Below are 15,489 nucleotides of genomic sequence, written 5' to 3'. Positions count from 1 at the left end.
GAGCGTCAGCGACGCCGGAGGCGGGGTTCGCCGCGGGTGTCGGCGTGCAGCCGGCGGTGGCGCAGTTCGCGGCGGAGCCGGTCGATCACGGCGTTGAACAGGGCGGGGTCGAGGATCGCGGTCTGGTCGAACTGCCGTCTTCGCGTCGGCGCCGGTTCGAGACGGCCGCGCGGCGCGAAGCACTGCACCGAGCTCTCGACGCCCTCGCCGGTGACCAGGTCGAGCCAGATCGCGTCGCGCAGGTAGCCGTCGCCGAAGCGGGCCGAGCGGCGGGCGGTGACGTCGGCGATCTCGGCCCACGGCACCAGCCGGGTGCTCATCGTGCCCGCGGGCAGGCGGATGCCCTCGTCGCCGAGGGTGAGGTCGCGCAGGCCGTCGAAGCCGCGCTTGAGCACGCGGGCGCGCGACGCCCGGAAGATCAGCACCGCGACGAGCACGGTCGCCGCGTAGGCGCCGGCGATCAGCCAGCCGGGCAGGCCGCGCACCAGCCCCAGGGCGAGGGCCGCGCCGAAGCCCGCGTCGATGACGGCGAGCAGGCCGATGAGGACCTTCGCCGGGATGGTGACGCGGGGCGGGGACTCGGACAACGGACGCTCCTGGGGCCGGACGGGCTCAGCGGTTGCCGATTATCCGGTCCGCCTTGACGAACACCGCAACCCGCCGCTCTTCGGCCATCACGCGGTCGTACTCGGCCCAGTCGTCGTGGGTGCCGGTGGCGGCGATGAAGACGTCGCGAAGCAGCTTCGGCAGCCCGGCTGCGTCGAACGCCGGGTCCGGGTCGTCCGGCCCGATCAGGTGAGTGGCGCCGGTGACGGAGTGCCAGTTCCAGCCACGCCGGAACGTCACCGTGGCGTGCCCGGCCAGCCGCAGCAACGCGAGCTTGTGCGCCCGGCCGAGGGCGACGAACGCGACGCCGGGAGCCCCGGTCACCGGGTCCTCGTACACCCCGGCGTTGACGACGGAGGAGTGGACGGTGCCGTCGGCACGCGTCGTGGAGATGGTGGCGAGGCCGTTTTCCTGCAGCGACAGGGTGCGAACCTGCTCGAGATCAACGCTCATGACCCAAGCTAACCCGGTCGCGGCGCCGGGTGTTCCGGTTTCACGGGGTGGAGTGCGGCCTTGACTGTCCGCACCGGCCGGGGAAGCCTCGTTCCATGCGGCTGGGCATCGCCCACCACTTCGGGTGGGCAGTGGCTGTCACGGCGTCGGCCGACCACCGGGTCGTGGACCGCCGGCGGATCGAGCTGGTCGAGCCCGGCGTGGCGGCGGCCCCGATCCACCACGACGGCAAGCACCTCGACGACGCCGCCGCGGCCGAACTGGTCGCGCAGGTACGCGCATGGGCGGCCCGGGCGGCGTCGGCCGAGCTGGACCGGCTCGCCGCCGCACTGCCCGCACCGATCGTGTCGGTGTCGCTCAGGTCGTGGCCGCCGGATTTCCCCGACGACATCGCGGTCCAGCGCCGCGTCCCGTACGAGGCCCGTGCCGACTCGGTCATGTACCGCCAGGTCCTGGCCGAACTAGCCCACGCCCGCGGCTGGCAGGTGCACCTCTACGAGGCCAAGGACGTGGAGCGCCAAGCGGCGGCCATCCTCGGCCCACGGGCCGACGAGGTACTGCACGGCCCCCGGGCGGCACTGGGCCCACCCTGGACCAAGGACCACCGAATGGCCTTGGCCGCGACGATCATGGCCGGGTGAAGTACACCTCGGCCGCCCGCAAACCCGCCCGCAAACCCGCCCGCAAACCCGCCCGCAAACCCGCCCGCAAACCCGCCCGGACCACCGGGCAGGCCGGCGGGTCGGGACGGCTCAGCAGGGGCCGTTGTCGGTCCATACTCCCCACTGGCCCGTGGTCCCCGGCTCCTCGCCTTGTGTCCACCACTTCGCCGTCCACTTGTGGCCGTTGTGGGAGACCACGTTGCTGCCCGTGTACACCTGCGACGCGCTCCACGCCGGGTCCGTGCACGTGCCCGGGGTCGTCGTGCCGCCCGTGTCCCATGCCACCTGCGACGAGCGGTAGAAGTTGATCGACTGCGCTGTCCAGCGCGGGGCCTGGGCGCCCAGGCGGGTGCGGAACGTGGTCCAGTCGTGCGTCGACCACGGGGACCAGCCCAGCTCCGCGTGCGCTGCCAAGCGGGGGAAGGCCAGGTAGTCGATGTCCGCCGGGGTGACCACCGTTTCCGCCCACAGCGGGGATTCCACGCCGCGGACCGCCGATTCGCCCACGCCCGACAGGTACGCGCCCGGGTTCCAGTCGTACGCGTCCTGGACCTCGATGTAGCCCGCCCACGACAGGCCGATCGGGCTCGAGCTGTTGTACTTCATGTCCAGGTACGCCTTGTTCGCCGGCGACAGGATCACCTTGCTGCCGCGGGAAACCGCCGTCGACACCCCCGCGTCCGAGGTGGAAGTCCCCCAGAACTGGGGAGTCGCAGCCGCGGGCAAGGAAGCCTTCGCGATGTCGTGCCAGCCGATCGCCGACTTGCCGGTGGCCGCCACCAACGGCATCACCTTGTTCACGAACGTCACGTAGTCCGCCGCCGACGTCGAGGAGGCTTCGTCGCCGCCGATGTGGAGGTACGGGCCCGGGGTCAGGGCCGCCAGCTCGCGCAGGACGTCCGCGATGAACGTGTACGTGATGTCCTTCGAGATGCACAGCGAGCTGTAGCCGACCGCCGTGTCCGTCCGCAGCGCCGGTGCGACGCCGTTGCAGTTCAGCTCCGCGTACGACGCCTGCGCCGCGTTGACGTGTCCCGGCATGTCGATCTCGGGGATGACCGTGATGTGCCGCGAGAGCGCGTAGTTCACGATGTCCGTGTACTGCGCCTTCGTGTAGTAACCGCCCGCGCCGCCGCCGACCTGGGTGCTGCCGCCGTACGTCGTCAGGCGCGGCCAGCTGTCGATCTGGATGCGCCAGCCCTGGTCGTCCGCGAGGTGCAGGTGCAGGTTGTTGATCTTGTACTGGGCCAGCTGGTCGATGTAGCGCTTGACCGTCGCCACCGGGTGGAAGTGCCGGGCGACGTCGAGCATCGCGCCGCGGTAGCCGAACCGCGGGTAGTCCACGATCGTCGCTCCCGGCACGCTCCACGGCCCCGGCTGGGCCGACGCGCTCTCGACGCTCCCGGGCAGCATCTGCCGCAACGTCTGGACGCCGGCGAAGAGCCCGTCGGCCGTCTGGGCCCGCACGGTGACCGACGACGCCGTCGACACCAGCTGGTAGCCCTGCGCGCCGACCGAGGACGGCGCGCCGCTCAGCAGCAGCGCGATGCTGTCGGCCGGCACGGACGCCGGGGCGTCGGACACCGGCAGCGCGTAGCCGGTCGACGGCCGCAGGACGCCGCCGAGGTAGGTGCCGACGTCCTTGGCCGGCGCCGATCCGGCCTCGGTGACGATCTTCGTCGTCGAGACCAGGGGGAAGCTGACGCCGGCCGCCGCGGTCACCGACACCGGCACCGGCACGATCGACTGCAGCGCGGGCGTGGCGGCCGACGCGGCCGGGGTGAGCTGGGCGGCCGTCGTACTGGCGCCGACCAGGGCCACTACGGCGAATGCGCGGCCGAGGCGCCGCGTGCGGGCTGTCTTCACCGGTCCTCCTGGCGGGAAGGGCACGACATCGCCGTCGCACCTGCCCGGATCGTCGCATTTCCGGACTTCCTGGTCTAGACCAATCCGGGTGGTTTGCGCGGGACTACGCTCGGAGCATGTTCGACGAGCTGACGTTCCCGGTGATCGCCGCGCCGATGGCCGGTGGTCCGACCACTCCCGAGCTGGTCGCCGCGGTCACCGAAGCCGGCGGCTTCGGCTTCCTCTCGGCCGGCATGCTCACGCCCGCGGCCCTGGCCGCGCAGATCGACCGGACCGCCGAGCTGACCGCCGGCGCGTTCGGCGTCAACCTCTTCGTCCCGCAGCCGGACACCGGCGCCGACCTCACGGCCTACCGCGAACGCCTGCTCGCCGTCGCCCGCGACTACGACGTCGAGCTCGGCGAAGCGCAGTGGGACGACGACGCGTACCCGGCGAAACTGGACGTCGTGCTCGAGAAGCGTGTCCCGGTGGTGTCGTTCACGTTCGGGCCGCCGTCGCCGTCGGACGTCGTCCGGCTGCACGAGGCCGGCGGCAAGGTGCTCGTCACCGTCACCACGCCGGAAGCCGCCGTCCGGGCCGCGGGCCTCGGCGCCGACGCCCTGGTCCTGCAGGGGTTCGAGGCGGGCGGGCACCGGTCGCTGTTCACCGACGACGCCGATCGGCCCGGCGGCGGCGCGGAGTACGGCGTCCTCGCGCTGCTGCGGCTCGTCGCCGCCCGCGTGGACGTGCCGCTCGTCGCGGCCGGTGGCCTGGTGCACGGCGGCGACGTCGCGGCCGTGCTCGCCGCCGGTGCGGCGGCCGCCCAGCTGGGCACGGTCTTCCTGCGCGCGGACGAGGCCGGCACGTCCGAGGCGCACCGCAAGGCCCTGGTCGTCGCCGAGCGCGAGACGGCGTTCACCCGCGCCTTCAGCGGACGGCCGGCGCGCGGGCTGGTCAACCGGTTCATGGACGAGCTGTCCGACGGCGCGCCCGCCGCGTACCCGCAGATCAACCGCATGGCCGGGCCGGTGCGCAAGGCGTCGGCGGCGGCCGGCGACCCGGAGGCCATCTCGCTGTGGGCGGGCCAGACCTACCCGCTCGGCTACGACGCCTCGGCGGCGGTGATCGTCGAGCGGCTGAAGGTCGAGGCGCGCGCGGCCGCCGCACGCCTCGACCGGATCCGCTAGTCCGTCTTCTCGACCTCGCCGCCCGTGCGGTTCATCAGGGAGTGTCGCTTGCTGTAGGCGAAGTAGATGACCATGCCGATCACGAACCAGACGGCGAACCGCACCCAGGTCGCCGGCTGCAGGAACGTGATCAGCCAGATCGAGAACACGACCCCGACCGCGGGCACCACCGGCATGCCCGGCGTCTTGAACGTGCGCTTGAGGTCCGGCCGCTTGTAGTGCAGCACGATCACCGCGACGCAGACGACGACGAACGCGAGCAGGATGCCGATGTTCGTCAGCTCGGCGGCCTCGCCGATCGGCAGCACCCCGGCGATGATCGCGGACGCGCCGCCGAGGATCCACGTCATCCGGCTCGGCACCTGGGTCTTCGGGTGCGTCTTGCCGAACCACGGCGGGAGCAGGCCGTCGCGGCTCATCGAGTAGCCGACGCGGGTGGCGCCCATCAGGAACGTGAACAGCACGGTGAGGATGCCGATGATCGCGCCGATCGCGATCACGGTGGCCAGCCCGTCGAGGCCGACCGACTTGAACGCCGTCGAGAAGCCGCTCTTCGGGTCGATCTCGGTGTACTTCTGCATGCCGGTCAGCACCAGGCAGGCCAGCACGTACAGCACCATCGAGATGGCCAGCGAGTAGATGATCGCCTTCGGCATGTGCCGCTGCGCGTCCTTGGACTCCTCGGCCGCGGTCGACATCGCGTCGTAGCCGAACACCGCGAAGAACACCGTCGCGGCGCCGGTCACCGCGCCGCCGAAGCCGGCCGGGGCGAACGGCGTGTAGTTGCCGGTCTTGACGTAGAAGAAGCCCACCAGGATGACGACCAGCACGATCAGGACCTTGATCCCGACCATCACCGTCTCGAACCGGGCCGCGCTGCGGATGCCGCGGTTGAGCAGGTACGCGATCAGCAGGCACAGCAGCGCGGCGAACAGGTCGACCTTGTGGCCGGGCCCGGTGCCGGGCGCGCCCAGCATCCACACGGGCAGGTCGAGCCCGAGCTGCCCGAGCAGGAAGCTGAAGTAGCCGGAGATGCCGATCGCCACCACCGACACGATCGCGGTGTACTCCAGCAGCAGGTCCCAGCCGATGAACCAGCCGACGACCTCGCCGAGCACCGCGTAGCCGTAGGTGTAGGCCGAGCCGGCCTTCGGGATCAGGCCGGCGAACTCGGCGTAGGAGAACGCGGCCGCGGCGCTGGCGACGCCGGCGATGAGGAACGAGATGAGCACGGCCGGGCCGACGCCGGGGATGCCCGCGGCGTCGTCGCCGTGCGCGACGCTGCCGGCGAGGGCGAAGATCCCCGCGCCGATGATGCCGCCGATGCCGATGGCGGTCAGCTGCCACAAGCCCAGGGTGCGTTTGAGGCCCGCGGCTTCGGAGGTGTCGGGGATCTGGTCGATCGGCTTGCGCCGGAAGATGCCGGAGCTGCTGCCCAGGCCTCCTGGAGCGGACATCATCGTCTCCCGAACGTCGGTGAACGGCCCGGATCACGGACCCAGCGGGGGAACCTACCGGCAACCCCACCGGGCTACAGCGCGACCGATCAGCCCGCCGCGGTGTCCTCGCTCACGCCGTCGGCGGCACTCGCCGCGGCGCGCTTCGCCTGGGTGGTCCGGACCGCGCTCGCGGCGAAGAACGTGAGCAGCTCGGCGATCTCCGCCGGGGCGTCCAGCTGCGGGCAGTGCCCCCAGTCCTCGCGGACCAGCAGCCTGCTGTGCGGCACCAGCGTGTGCAGCTGACGCCCGGACGCGGCGGTGACGAGCTTGTCCTTGCCGCACGCGACGACCAGCAGCGGCACCGTGACGGAGTCGAGCCGGTAGGCGTCGGCCAGTTCGGCGACGAGCTGCCGGGCCTGTTCCAGGCGGCTCTTGGTCGCGCGGTAGTCGGGGAAGAGCGCGGTGAAACGCTGCACCTGGGCGACGTCGGCCGCGTGCGCGTCGGCGTAGAGGAACCGCGGGACGAGCTGCTCGGCCACCTTGCGCACCAGGAAGCCCGGCACCGGGACGGGCAGCGACGAGTACAGCCGCAGCGGCAGCGGGTAGCGCGCCATCGTGCGGATCAGCCACGAGTCCACGAAGCCCGGTGCGGCGATCGAGACGACGCCGGAGAGCGGCAGCCGGGCATTTTGGGCGGCACGCAGGCTCATGGTGCCGCCGAGGGAGTTCCCGGCCAGCACGACCGACCCGAGCACGGCCTGCTCGCGGACGACGGCGGTGGTGAACGCGTCGAGCTGCGGCAGCATCGGGCCGGGCCGCAACGGCTGGGCGTCCCCGAACCCGGGGAGGTCGACGGCGATCGCCGGGATCCCGGCGGCCGCGAGCTGCTCCAGGGCGGGGCGCCAGGTGTCGGCGCTGTCGCAGTAACCGTGCAGCAGCACCAGCCTCGGCGCGGACGGCCGCACGTGCGGAGCGGCGGCCCGGCGGCGCAACGAGCGTCGCGCGGGGGACTGCTCCGGGTCCTGGACGGGATCGCCGACCTCGAGGACGCGGGTGCGGACTCCGGCGTAGCGCCGGAAGGAGACCCGGACGGGGTCCGGGTCGCTGCTGGGCCGGCCGCCCGGTTCAGCCGGAACGGGCCGCTTCGTCGCGGTCATGACTCCAGATTAGCTGGCCGGAGTGGAGTTCTGGTGGACCTTCGGTGCTAACGACCAGATCTCGATAAGAGTCCGTTGACAATTCACGAAGTAGCCGGTAAAAGCGGTGACCTGGGCGGATCCGCGGCGGATTCGCCCAGGTCACGGCGATCAGCGGGTGAAGACGATCTTCCCGGCGGTGTCTCCGTCCAGCATCGCCTGGAAGCCCTTGGCCGCTTCGGCGAACGGAAGTTCCGCGCCGATCTGCGGCCGCACGCCGGTCAGATCGAGGTACGCGAGCAGATCCGCGAGCTCGTCACGGGTGCCCATGGTCGATCCGGAGACGCGCAGCTGCAGGAAGAAGACGCGCTGCAGCTCCGCGTTCGCGTCGGGGCCGCTCGTCGAGCCCGAGACGACGATGATCCCGCCCGGCTTGAGCGACTTCACCGAGTGCGACCAGGTCGCCTTGCCGACCGTCTCGAACACCGCGTCGACGCGCTCGGGCAGCCGCGCGCCCGACTCGAACGCCTGGTGCGCGCCGAGACTCGTGGCGAGCGCGCGCTTCTCCTCGGTGCGCCCGGTGACCCAGACCCGGAACCCGGCCGCGCGGCCGAGCTGCACGAGCGCCGTCGCGACGCCGCCGGACGCGCCCTGCACGAGCATCGTCTGCCCCGGCCGCAGCCCGGACTTCACGAACAGCATCCGGTAGGCGGTCAGCCAGGCCGTGCCCATGGTGGCGGCCTCGGCGAAGTTCAGCCCGGCCGGCTTCGGGACGACGTTGCGCGCCGGCACGACGACCTGGAAGGAGACCCGGACGGGGTCCGGGTCGCTGCTGGGCCGGCCGCCCGGTTCAGCCGGAACGGGCCGCTTCGTCGCGGTCATGACTCCAGATTAGCTGGCCGGAGTGGAGTTCTGGTGGACCTTCGGTGCTAACGACCAGATCTCGATAAGAGTCCGTTGACAATTCACGAAGTAGCCGGTAAAAGCGGTGACCTGGGCGGATCCGCGGCGGATTCGCCCAGGTCACGGCGATCAGCGGGTGAAGACGATCTTCCCGGCGGTGTCTCCGTCCAGCATCGCCTGGAAGCCCTTGGCCGCTTCGGCGAACGGAAGTTCCGCGCCGATCTGCGGCCGCACGCCGGTCAGATCGAGGTACGCGAGCAGATCCGCGAGCTCGTCACGGGTGCCCATGGTCGATCCGGAGACGCGCAGCTGCAGGAAGAAGACGCGCTGCAGCTCCGCGTTCGCGTCGGGGCCGCTCGTCGAGCCCGAGACGACGATGATCCCGCCCGGCTTGAGCGACTTCACCGAGTGCGACCAGGTCGCCTTGCCGACCGTCTCGAACACCGCGTCGACGCGCTCGGGCAGCCGCGCGCCCGACTCGAACGCCTGGTGCGCGCCGAGACTCGTGGCGAGCGCGCGCTTCTCCTCGGTGCGCCCGGTGACCCAGACCCGGAACCCGGCCGCGCGGCCGAGCTGCACGAGCGCCGTCGCGACGCCGCCGGACGCGCCCTGCACGAGCATCGTCTGCCCCGGCCGCAGCCCGGACTTCACGAACAGCATCCGGTAGGCGGTCAGCCAGGCCGTGCCCATGGTGGCGGCCTCGGCGAAGTTCAGCCCGGCCGGCTTCGGGACGACGTTGCGCGCCGGCACGACGACCTGGTCGGCGAAGGTGCCCTGGTGCTTCTCGGTGAGCAGCGTGCGCTTCGGGTCGAGGGTGTCGTCACCCTGCCAGCCCGGCGCGTTGATCACCGAGTGGACGACGACCTCGGAGCCGTCGTCGAGCGTGCCGGCGCCGTCGCAGCCGAGGATCATCGGGAACTGGTCCGGCTTGATCCCGACGCCGCGCAGCGTCCAGAGGTCGTGCATGTTGAGGCTGGCCGCCTTGACGTGCACGCGGACCCAGCCGTCGGGCACGTCGGGTTCGGGGCGCTCGCCGACGACGAGCGAGTCCAAGGGGCTTTCGGCGTTGGGTTCTTGCGCGTAGACGGCGAACATGATCCGGAACCTACCGCCCCTGAGACGCGACGGCACGAGACCGCGCGTAGGCTCACATCGTGTTCAACGGGCTTGCCGACTGGTGGGACGGGGTCGAGCTGTGGCTCGCCCAGGCGTGGTTCCCGGTCCAGTTCGTGCTGGTGATGGTGGTCGTGGTGCCGCTGTGCCTGGCCGCCGCCTGGGTCCTCGACAAGGTCGTCGGCCTCTTCGCCAGACGACTCACCCCGGGGCGTGACGACGACCGCCCCGACCGCTCGGCATAGGCTCGCGAACCATGTTCAACCGAAGGCGGATCACCGCCGCGCTGATCGGCCTCCTCGTGCTGGTGCTGGGGGGCTGGCTGGTCAAGGACAACCTCGGCGGCTCGTCGAACTCCTCGACCGCACCCACCACGAGCGCCGGTTCCGCCGCGCCCGCCCAGGGTGGCTCGGCGGTGCCGGGCACGGACTCGGGCCTGCCGGTCAAGGCGTTGTCCACGTTGCCGACGCAGGCCGCCGACACCTGGAAGCTGATCAAGGCGGGCGGCCCGTACCCCTACCCCCGCAACGACGACGTCGTGTTCGAGAACCGGGAGAAGCGCTTGCCCGGCAAGCAATCCGGCTACTACCACGAGTACACCGTGAAGACGCCGGGCAGTGCCGACCGCGGCGCCCGCCGGCTGATCTCCGGCCGGGCGCACGAGCTGTTCTACACCGGCGACCACTACTCGTCGTTCGTCGTCGTGGACCCGGCCCGATGACCGCCGCGGAGCAGGCGAAAGCCGCCGCGGAAGAGGCCTTCGGGCGGGGCGCGTACCCGCACCTGGTGAACGCGCAGGCCGCAGTGGACAAGGCCGGCACGCTGAGCGCGTTCGCCGAGGCACTGTCCTTTCCGGACTACTTCGGGCACAACCTCGACGCGCTCTACGACTGCCTGACCGACCTGTCGTGGCTGCCGCCGGGTGAGCACGTGCTCATCTGGCCGGGCTCGGAGGCCTTGCGCAAGGCCGAACCCAAGACCTACCTGGCGATCCGCAGCGTGCTCTCGGACGCGCAGCGCACGCTCGGGCCGAGCGGCCCGAGCGCCGGCTCGTGGCGGCTCACGGTGGTACTGCCGGACGCCTGACAGCGCCTGACTACGCCCATCGCGGTGCCGGGCCGGGGCTCGTGATCGTCCCTGGCAACAACCGGATGGCGCACAACTACGACCGGCTGGCCGGCGAACTCGCCGATCGGTTCGCCGTCTCGGTGATCGACCGCCGGGGGCGCGGGGCCAGCGGTCCGCAGGGCCCGGACTACACCCTCGAGCGTGAGATCGAGGATCTTCGCGCTGTCCAGCAGGCCGAAGACGCGCACCTCGTCTTCGGCCACAGCTACGGCGGCCTGGTGGCCCTGCAGTCGGCGCGCGCGGACCGGTCCCTCGACCGGCTGGTGGTGTACGAGCCGGCGGTGTCGTTGAACGGCTCGTTCGACCTGTCGTTCCTGCCCGATTTCGAGCGGCTGCTCGCGGCCGGCCGGCGAACCCGGGCCATGGCCCTGTTCCTGCACCGGACGCGCCTGACTCCGCTGCCCGGCTCGACCCCGAGAGTCGTGTTCCTCGCGCTCGCCGCTCTCCTGGTGGGTGGCAAGAGCGGCGTCGAGATGCGGGATCTCATGCCCACGACGCCACCGGAGCTGACCGAGGTCGCGCGGTACGACTCCGATGGCGCGACGTACGCCGAGGTCATGGCGAGGACACTGCTGCTCGGCGGCACCAAGACCCCGGACTATCTCCTCGGGGTGCTCGAGCCGCTGAGCCGCGTGATCCCGCGAGCGCGGGTCGAGCTGCTCGACGGGGCGGATCACAATGCCCCCGACGAGAGCGCCCCGCGGGCGGTGGTGGAGCACCTCGCCGCGTTCCTCGCCGGGTGACGGCTCGCGCGGCCGGCGTTCGGTGCGGTGGCCGCACCGAACGCCGCACCGGCTAGTCCTGCGGGACCCAGTTCGGCTTGCGCTTCTGGGCGAAGGCCAGGATGCCCTCCTGGCCTTCCTCGCTCGCGAAGAACTTGGCCGAGAGGCCGAGCATGTCCTCGAAGCCGTCCGACGGCGTCGCCGGGCGGGGGCGGCTCAGCAGCGCCTTCGTCGCGGCCAGCGCGTTCGGGCCGCCCTGGGCCAGTGCCTTGACGAACCGGGCGACCTCGCCGTCCAACTCGTCGGCCGGGACGGCGGAGTTGAGCAGGCCGATCGCGACCGCGCGGCGCGCGTCGAACGTGTCGCCGGTGAGGAACAGCTCGTGCGCGGCGCGCGCGTTGAGGCGGGGGAGCACGGTCAGCGAGATGACCGCCGGGACGACGCCGATGCGCACCTCGGAGAAGGCGAACGTCGCTTCCGGCACGGCCACGGCGATGTCGCACGCGGCGACCATGCCGATGCCGCCGGCCCGCGCGGGCCCGGCCAGCCGCGCGACGACCGGCTTCGGGCTGCTCCACAGCTGCTCGAGGATCTTCGGGAACTCGTTGACGCCCTGGTCGCCCGCGCCGGCGCCGCGGGCCTCCTTCAGGTCCATCCCCGCGCAGAACACCGGCCCGGTGTGGGTCAGCACGACCACGCGCACGGCGTCGTCCACGGCGGCCTTCACCAAGTAGCCCGACAGTTCTCGGCGCAGCTGCGCCGAGAGCGCGTTGCGGTTGTGCGGGGAGTCCAAGGTGATCGTGGCGGTGCCGCCCACCACGTCGTAGTGCACCAGTTCGTCAGCCATGACCGACACCTTTACACACCCCGGGCCGTGCGGCCGGTGTGAGCCCGGGCACTTGCACGAAAATACGTGCACGAAAACTCGTGCAGGGCTACGGTGGCGGTATGCCCGAACCGCGGACCGCCGATCTCAAGGCGTTGAAGGCCCTCGCGAACTCTTTGCGCCAGCGGATCCTCGAACTGCTCACGGCCGGCGGCCCGGCGACGTCGACGACGCTCGCCCAGCAGCTCGGCGTCACCAGCGGCGGCACGAGCTACAACCTGCGCGTGCTGGCGGACAACGGTTTCGTGGCGGAGATCCCGGAGCGGGCGCACGGCCGGGAACGCTGGTGGCGCGCGGTCGAGCACGACATCCGCCTGCCGCCGCCCGGCGACCAGGAGGATCCGGCGAAGGCCGCGATCGGCGAGCTGCACCGGCTCTGGCTCGCCGGGGACACCGAGCTGTACGAACGCTTCGAGCGGGAACGGCCGGAGCTGGGCGAGTGGGCCGACGCCGTGCCGTACTCGCGCGGCGCGATCCGCGTCAACCTCGAAGAACTCGCCGACTTCTTCGAGGCCTACTTCGCGCTCCTGCGGCGCTACCAGCGCCCGGACGGCGAAACCCCGCCGGACGCGCGCCGGGTCGAGACGCGGCTGCTCGCGTTCCCCGCGCCGGCCGAGAAGAAGGAGGCCGGCCTGGACTGACCCGAGGAAGGCCCTGGGTGCCGAGCGGCCACTCGGCACCCAGGAAACGGAAAACCGCTCACGATCTCCCGAAGCAAGGAGAACACTTCATGCTGCCCTGGGGCAAATCGCGGCTCGCTGCCGTGGTCCTCCTGCTGGGCGCGGTCACGCCGTCGACGGCGTCCGCCCAGCCACCGAACGACCTCACCTTCACCGGTGCCGGCGGGATCCCGTTGCACGCCACGGTGTTCCGCCCGGCCGGCCCGCCGAAGTCCGCGATCGTCCTGCAGGGCGGTTCGGACTGGCAGGTGCGCGACGACCTGCGCGTGCAGGTCGGGATGTTCACCCGCCTCGGCGTCACCACCCTGGTCTACGACCGCCGCACGACCGGGTACTCGAAGACCAGCCGCGACTACGGCGTGCTGGCCGACGACCTCATCGCGGCCGTCGGCGCGCTGCGCGCCCAGCCGGGGGTCGATCCGGCGGACGTCGGCGTCTGGGGCGTCAGCGAAGGCGGCTGGGTCGCGCCTCTGGCCGCCACGCGTTCGCCGGCCGTCTCCTACGTGATCACCGAGGGCTCGGCCGGGATGGGCGGCGGCCGCCAGACGTCGTGGTACTGGGGCAATGTGCTGCGCCACCAAGGGATCTCGGGTTCGCTGCTGCGGACGTTGCCGGTGCAGGGCACCCGCTTCGCCGTCGGCGCCGGGCTGTTCCCCGAGGCGTACTACGACCCGGTGCCGGTGCTCGAACGGCTGAAGCAGCCGATGCTGGCGTTGTGGGGCGACCTCGACGTCAGCCACGCGCCGGTGGAGAGCTCGCGGATCTTCGCCGACGCCCTGCGCGCGAACCCGGACCACACCATCCGGTTCGTCGCCGACGGCGGTCCCGACCTCTATGCGACCACCGACGCCGGGTTCGACCGGCTGCCGAGCGTCGTGCCCGGCTACCCCGCGGCCGTCGCGGCGTGGCTGGCCGACCGGCACGGCGTGCACGTCGAGACGCCGTCGTTCACCCAGCGCCCGACCGAGGTGCTCGCACCCCTGGCGTGGTGGGAATCGGTGTGGGCGCAGGGAATCGTGCTGCTCGTGCTGCTCGCCGGGTTCGTGGTCGCGCTGGTCCGCCGGGCTCGCTGGCTGGGCGGTCTCGGCCTGGTGACCGTCGCCGGGTTCCTCGCTCTGCTCGGCTGGGCGCAGGCGTCGGGGATGAAGGACTTCGGGCCGGTGCTGCTCGGCCGTCCGCTGCCGTGGCTGGCGTTGCAGGCGCTGGCCGTCGCGACGGTGGTGGTGTTCGGCTTCACGGTGGCGAAACCGGCCGGCCGCCGGGTGCTTCCGGTGGCCGCCGGTGTCGCTTTCCTGCCGTGGGCGCTCTACTGGGGACTGCTGCTGCCCTGACTCAGGCCGGGCAGAGCCAGTCCGGGTCGCCTTCGCGGGCCTCGACGACGGCCGCGTCCGGGGCGGGGAAGTGCTGCTTCAGCGTGAACGCCTCGGGCGTCGGCCCGTGGACGCGCAGGTGCTTGATCTTCTCTTCGGCGTCGGCGGGTGTCGGCCGGTAGCCGGCCGGCACCCACCACAGCGCGGTCATCACGTCCTTGACGTGGTGAAACCACTCGCGGCGGCGCTTGAGGATCTCCAGGTGGCCCGGGGAGTACGTGAAGGCGGCCAGGGTCGCCACCGACGTCCAGGAGGACATGTTGATCAGGAGACCGGACGTGCCGCGCACGTCCCATTCGAAGGCGCGGATCGAGATCGCGTTGTCGTCCTCGGTCTGCAGCCGCCAGACGAATCCCGGTGCGGCGTCGGCGAGGGCGTTGACGGGCTCGAGCGCGTCGACGAAATCCTTGAAGGACAGGTCGTCGATCGGCGCTTTCATCCGGGCGATGTTGACTTCTGCGAGTTCGTACCCCATGAGGCCACCCTACGGACGGTTAGCCGTCCGCAGGGTGGCTTTTTCACGCGGTGGTCAGCCGATGGTCGTCGTGGTGAAGACCGGGCTGGGGTTGGGGAAGCAGGCGGTGGGCGCGGTGATGTCGCCGATGAAGGTGCCCGCCACCGCGTTGAAGGTCAGGCCGGGGTCGCTGTAGGTGGTGCCGGACAGCTTCGTCTCGATGGTGCCGGCCGCGCCCGCGGTCAGGTGCGCGGTGATGGTCGGCAGCTCGAAGGTGGCGCCACCGGCGATCGGGCCGGGGAAGCTCAAGGTCGCGACGCCGCCGGAGACGGCGATCGCCGGTGCGGTGGAACCGAGGCCGGAGCCACCGGCCAGGTCGGCGCTGACGTAGGTGGAGTTGGCGGGGATCGGGAACTTCAGCGCGAAGGTGTTGATGTTCTTCACGGTGTTCCCGGCGACCTCGCCGGGCACCTCGTTCGGTGCCGGGTCGATGACGACGTCGAAGGCGGCGCCGGGCGCGACGGTGGCGGGCGCGGTGACGTCGGCGTCCTGGTTCAGCGAGACCTGCTGCGGCCCGATGATCGGGGCGTCGGCCTGTGAATAAGACTCGTCTTTTGGCGGTGGTGATCTTCGCGGATGATCGTTCCGCGCCACCGAGAGTGGCGCTGCCGGATGCCGTGTTGGCCACTCCGGTCAGCGTGTTGGCCACTCCGGACGATGAGTTGGCCGTTCCGGTCGCGGTGCTGGCGGTCGGGGAGTCGTGCGGCCGTGCACGAACGGCCAACACGGCGCCCGGAGTGGCCAACACGGCGCCCGGAGTGGCCAACACGGCGCCCGGAGTGGCCAACACGGCGCCCGGAGTGGCCAACACGGCGCCCGGAGTGGCCAACACGGCGCCCGGAGTG

17 protein-coding genes and 2 pseudogenes are annotated in these 15,489 nt (G+C 71.6%); 9 read left to right on the top strand and 10 right to left on the bottom strand.

Translation table 11 applies throughout. The features are described from left to right. Positions 1-5: 5 nt before the first annotated feature. Positions 6-587 carry a hypothetical protein gene (locus tag ACLJQZ_RS22245; protein ID WP_410621836.1) on the bottom strand — a complete coding sequence of 194 codons (582 nt, stop codon included), beginning with the start codon at positions 585-587 and terminating at the stop codon, positions 6-8. A gap of 25 nt (positions 588-612) precedes the next feature. Then, positions 613-1,059, bottom strand: coding sequence for a pyridoxamine 5'-phosphate oxidase (locus ACLJQZ_RS22240; protein WP_410621835.1), 447 nt, complete (start codon positions 1,057-1,059; stop codon positions 613-615). 95 nt (positions 1,060-1,154) lie between these two features. Here ACLJQZ_RS22240 and ACLJQZ_RS22235 point away from each other — a divergent pair, with 95 nt between their 5' ends. Further along, positions 1,155-1,700 carry a hypothetical protein gene (locus ACLJQZ_RS22235; protein WP_410621834.1) on the top strand — a complete coding sequence of 182 codons (546 nt, stop codon included), beginning with the start codon at positions 1,155-1,157 and terminating at the stop codon, positions 1,698-1,700. Positions 1,701-1,811: 111 nt separating this feature from the next. Here the strand turns inward: ACLJQZ_RS22235 and ACLJQZ_RS22230 are convergent, their stop codons facing one another. Continuing rightward, positions 1,812-3,587 (bottom strand): family 20 glycosylhydrolase, encoded by a 1,776-nt coding sequence (locus tag ACLJQZ_RS22230; RefSeq protein ID WP_410621833.1) that lies wholly within the window; start codon positions 3,585-3,587, stop codon positions 1,812-1,814. Between the two features lie 116 nt (positions 3,588-3,703). Here ACLJQZ_RS22230 and ACLJQZ_RS22225 point away from each other — a divergent pair, with 116 nt between their 5' ends. Next, complete coding sequence (locus ACLJQZ_RS22225; protein ID WP_410621832.1) at positions 3,704-4,753, top strand: NAD(P)H-dependent flavin oxidoreductase; 1,050 nt, start codon at positions 3,704-3,706, stop codon at positions 4,751-4,753. Here the strand turns inward: ACLJQZ_RS22225 and ACLJQZ_RS22220 are convergent. The 4 genes and pseudogenes from ACLJQZ_RS22220 to ACLJQZ_RS22205 form a co-directional block, all read right to left on the bottom strand. Beyond that, positions 4,750-6,210, bottom strand: coding sequence for an amino acid permease (locus tag ACLJQZ_RS22220; protein ID WP_410621831.1), 1,461 nt, complete (start codon positions 6,208-6,210; stop codon positions 4,750-4,752). The genes ACLJQZ_RS22225 and ACLJQZ_RS22220 overlap by 4 nt on opposite strands. Before the next feature lie 89 nt (positions 6,211-6,299). Continuing rightward, positions 6,300-7,349: an alpha/beta fold hydrolase gene (locus ACLJQZ_RS22215; RefSeq protein WP_410621830.1), complete on the bottom strand. Its 1,050-nt coding sequence runs from the start codon at positions 7,347-7,349 to the stop codon at positions 6,300-6,302. A 150-nt stretch (positions 7,350-7,499) separates the two neighbouring features. Then, positions 7,500-8,126: pseudogene (locus ACLJQZ_RS22210) on the bottom strand (quinone oxidoreductase family protein); the annotation flags it as partial. Positions 8,127-8,360: 234 nt separating this feature from the next. After that, positions 8,361-9,326 carry a quinone oxidoreductase family protein gene (locus ACLJQZ_RS22205; RefSeq protein WP_410621829.1) on the bottom strand — a complete coding sequence of 322 codons (966 nt, stop codon included), beginning with the start codon at positions 9,324-9,326 and terminating at the stop codon, positions 8,361-8,363. A 59-nt stretch (positions 9,327-9,385) separates the two neighbouring features. On the opposite strand from ACLJQZ_RS22205, the gene ACLJQZ_RS22200 reads away from it, so the two are divergent. Genes ACLJQZ_RS22200 through ACLJQZ_RS22185 form a run of 4 tightly spaced genes read left to right on the top strand, consistent with a single transcriptional unit; the run spans position 9,386 to position 11,215 of the window. Next, positions 9,386-9,589 carry a hypothetical protein gene (locus ACLJQZ_RS22200; RefSeq protein ID WP_247055142.1) on the top strand — a complete coding sequence of 68 codons (204 nt, stop codon included), beginning with the start codon at positions 9,386-9,388 and terminating at the stop codon, positions 9,587-9,589. An 11-nt stretch (positions 9,590-9,600) separates the two neighbouring features. Beyond that, positions 9,601-10,065, top strand: a complete 465-nt coding sequence (locus ACLJQZ_RS22195) for a ribonuclease domain-containing protein (RefSeq protein WP_326943309.1) — start codon at positions 9,601-9,603, stop codon at positions 10,063-10,065. After that, positions 10,062-10,430, top strand: a complete 369-nt coding sequence (locus tag ACLJQZ_RS22190) for a barstar family protein (protein WP_410621828.1) — start codon at positions 10,062-10,064, stop codon at positions 10,428-10,430. Before ACLJQZ_RS22195 ends, ACLJQZ_RS22190 begins: the two co-directional genes overlap by 4 nt. 41 nt (positions 10,431-10,471) lie before the next feature. Beyond that, positions 10,472-11,215, top strand: coding sequence for an alpha/beta fold hydrolase (locus tag ACLJQZ_RS22185; protein WP_410621827.1), 744 nt, complete (start codon positions 10,472-10,474; stop codon positions 11,213-11,215). 52 nt (positions 11,216-11,267) lie between these two features. Here the strand turns inward: ACLJQZ_RS22185 and ACLJQZ_RS22180 are convergent, their stop codons facing one another. Beyond that, positions 11,268-12,041: an enoyl-CoA hydratase family protein gene (locus tag ACLJQZ_RS22180; RefSeq protein WP_410621826.1), complete on the bottom strand. Its 774-nt coding sequence runs from the start codon at positions 12,039-12,041 to the stop codon at positions 11,268-11,270. Between the two features lie 101 nt (positions 12,042-12,142). On the opposite strand from ACLJQZ_RS22180, the gene ACLJQZ_RS22175 reads away from it, so the two are divergent. Further along, positions 12,143-12,721: an ArsR/SmtB family transcription factor gene (locus tag ACLJQZ_RS22175; RefSeq protein ID WP_410621825.1), complete on the top strand. Its 579-nt coding sequence runs from the start codon at positions 12,143-12,145 to the stop codon at positions 12,719-12,721. Between the two features lie 89 nt (positions 12,722-12,810). Then, the gene (locus ACLJQZ_RS22170) at positions 12,811-14,091 is read left to right on the top strand and encodes an alpha/beta hydrolase family protein (RefSeq protein WP_410621824.1); all 1,281 of its coding nucleotides are present in this window, start codon (positions 12,811-12,813) and stop codon (positions 14,089-14,091) included. 1 nt (position 14,092) lies between these two features. Here ACLJQZ_RS22170 and ACLJQZ_RS22165 read toward each other — a convergent pair whose 3' ends face one another. Both ACLJQZ_RS22165 and ACLJQZ_RS22160 read right to left on the bottom strand, forming a co-directional pair. Then, positions 14,093-14,605: a DUF3291 domain-containing protein gene (locus ACLJQZ_RS22165; RefSeq protein WP_410621823.1), complete on the bottom strand. Its 513-nt coding sequence runs from the start codon at positions 14,603-14,605 to the stop codon at positions 14,093-14,095. Between the two features lie 54 nt (positions 14,606-14,659). Then, positions 14,660-15,238: a cyclase gene (locus ACLJQZ_RS22160; protein WP_410621822.1), complete on the bottom strand. Its 579-nt coding sequence runs from the start codon at positions 15,236-15,238 to the stop codon at positions 14,660-14,662. Between the two features lie 68 nt (positions 15,239-15,306). Between ACLJQZ_RS22160 and ACLJQZ_RS22155 the strand changes: the two are divergent. Then, positions 15,307-15,489 (top strand): annotated as a pseudogene (locus ACLJQZ_RS22155) (hypothetical protein); the annotation flags it as partial.

Origin of the sequence: Amycolatopsis sp. cmx-8-4 (genome assembly GCF_046548675.1) — a bacterium.
Classification (GTDB): Bacteria; Actinomycetota; Actinomycetes; order Mycobacteriales; family Pseudonocardiaceae; genus Amycolatopsis.
The sequence above is the reverse complement of the archived record's forward strand: the minus strand, read 5'-3'. Positions and strand labels throughout refer to the sequence as shown.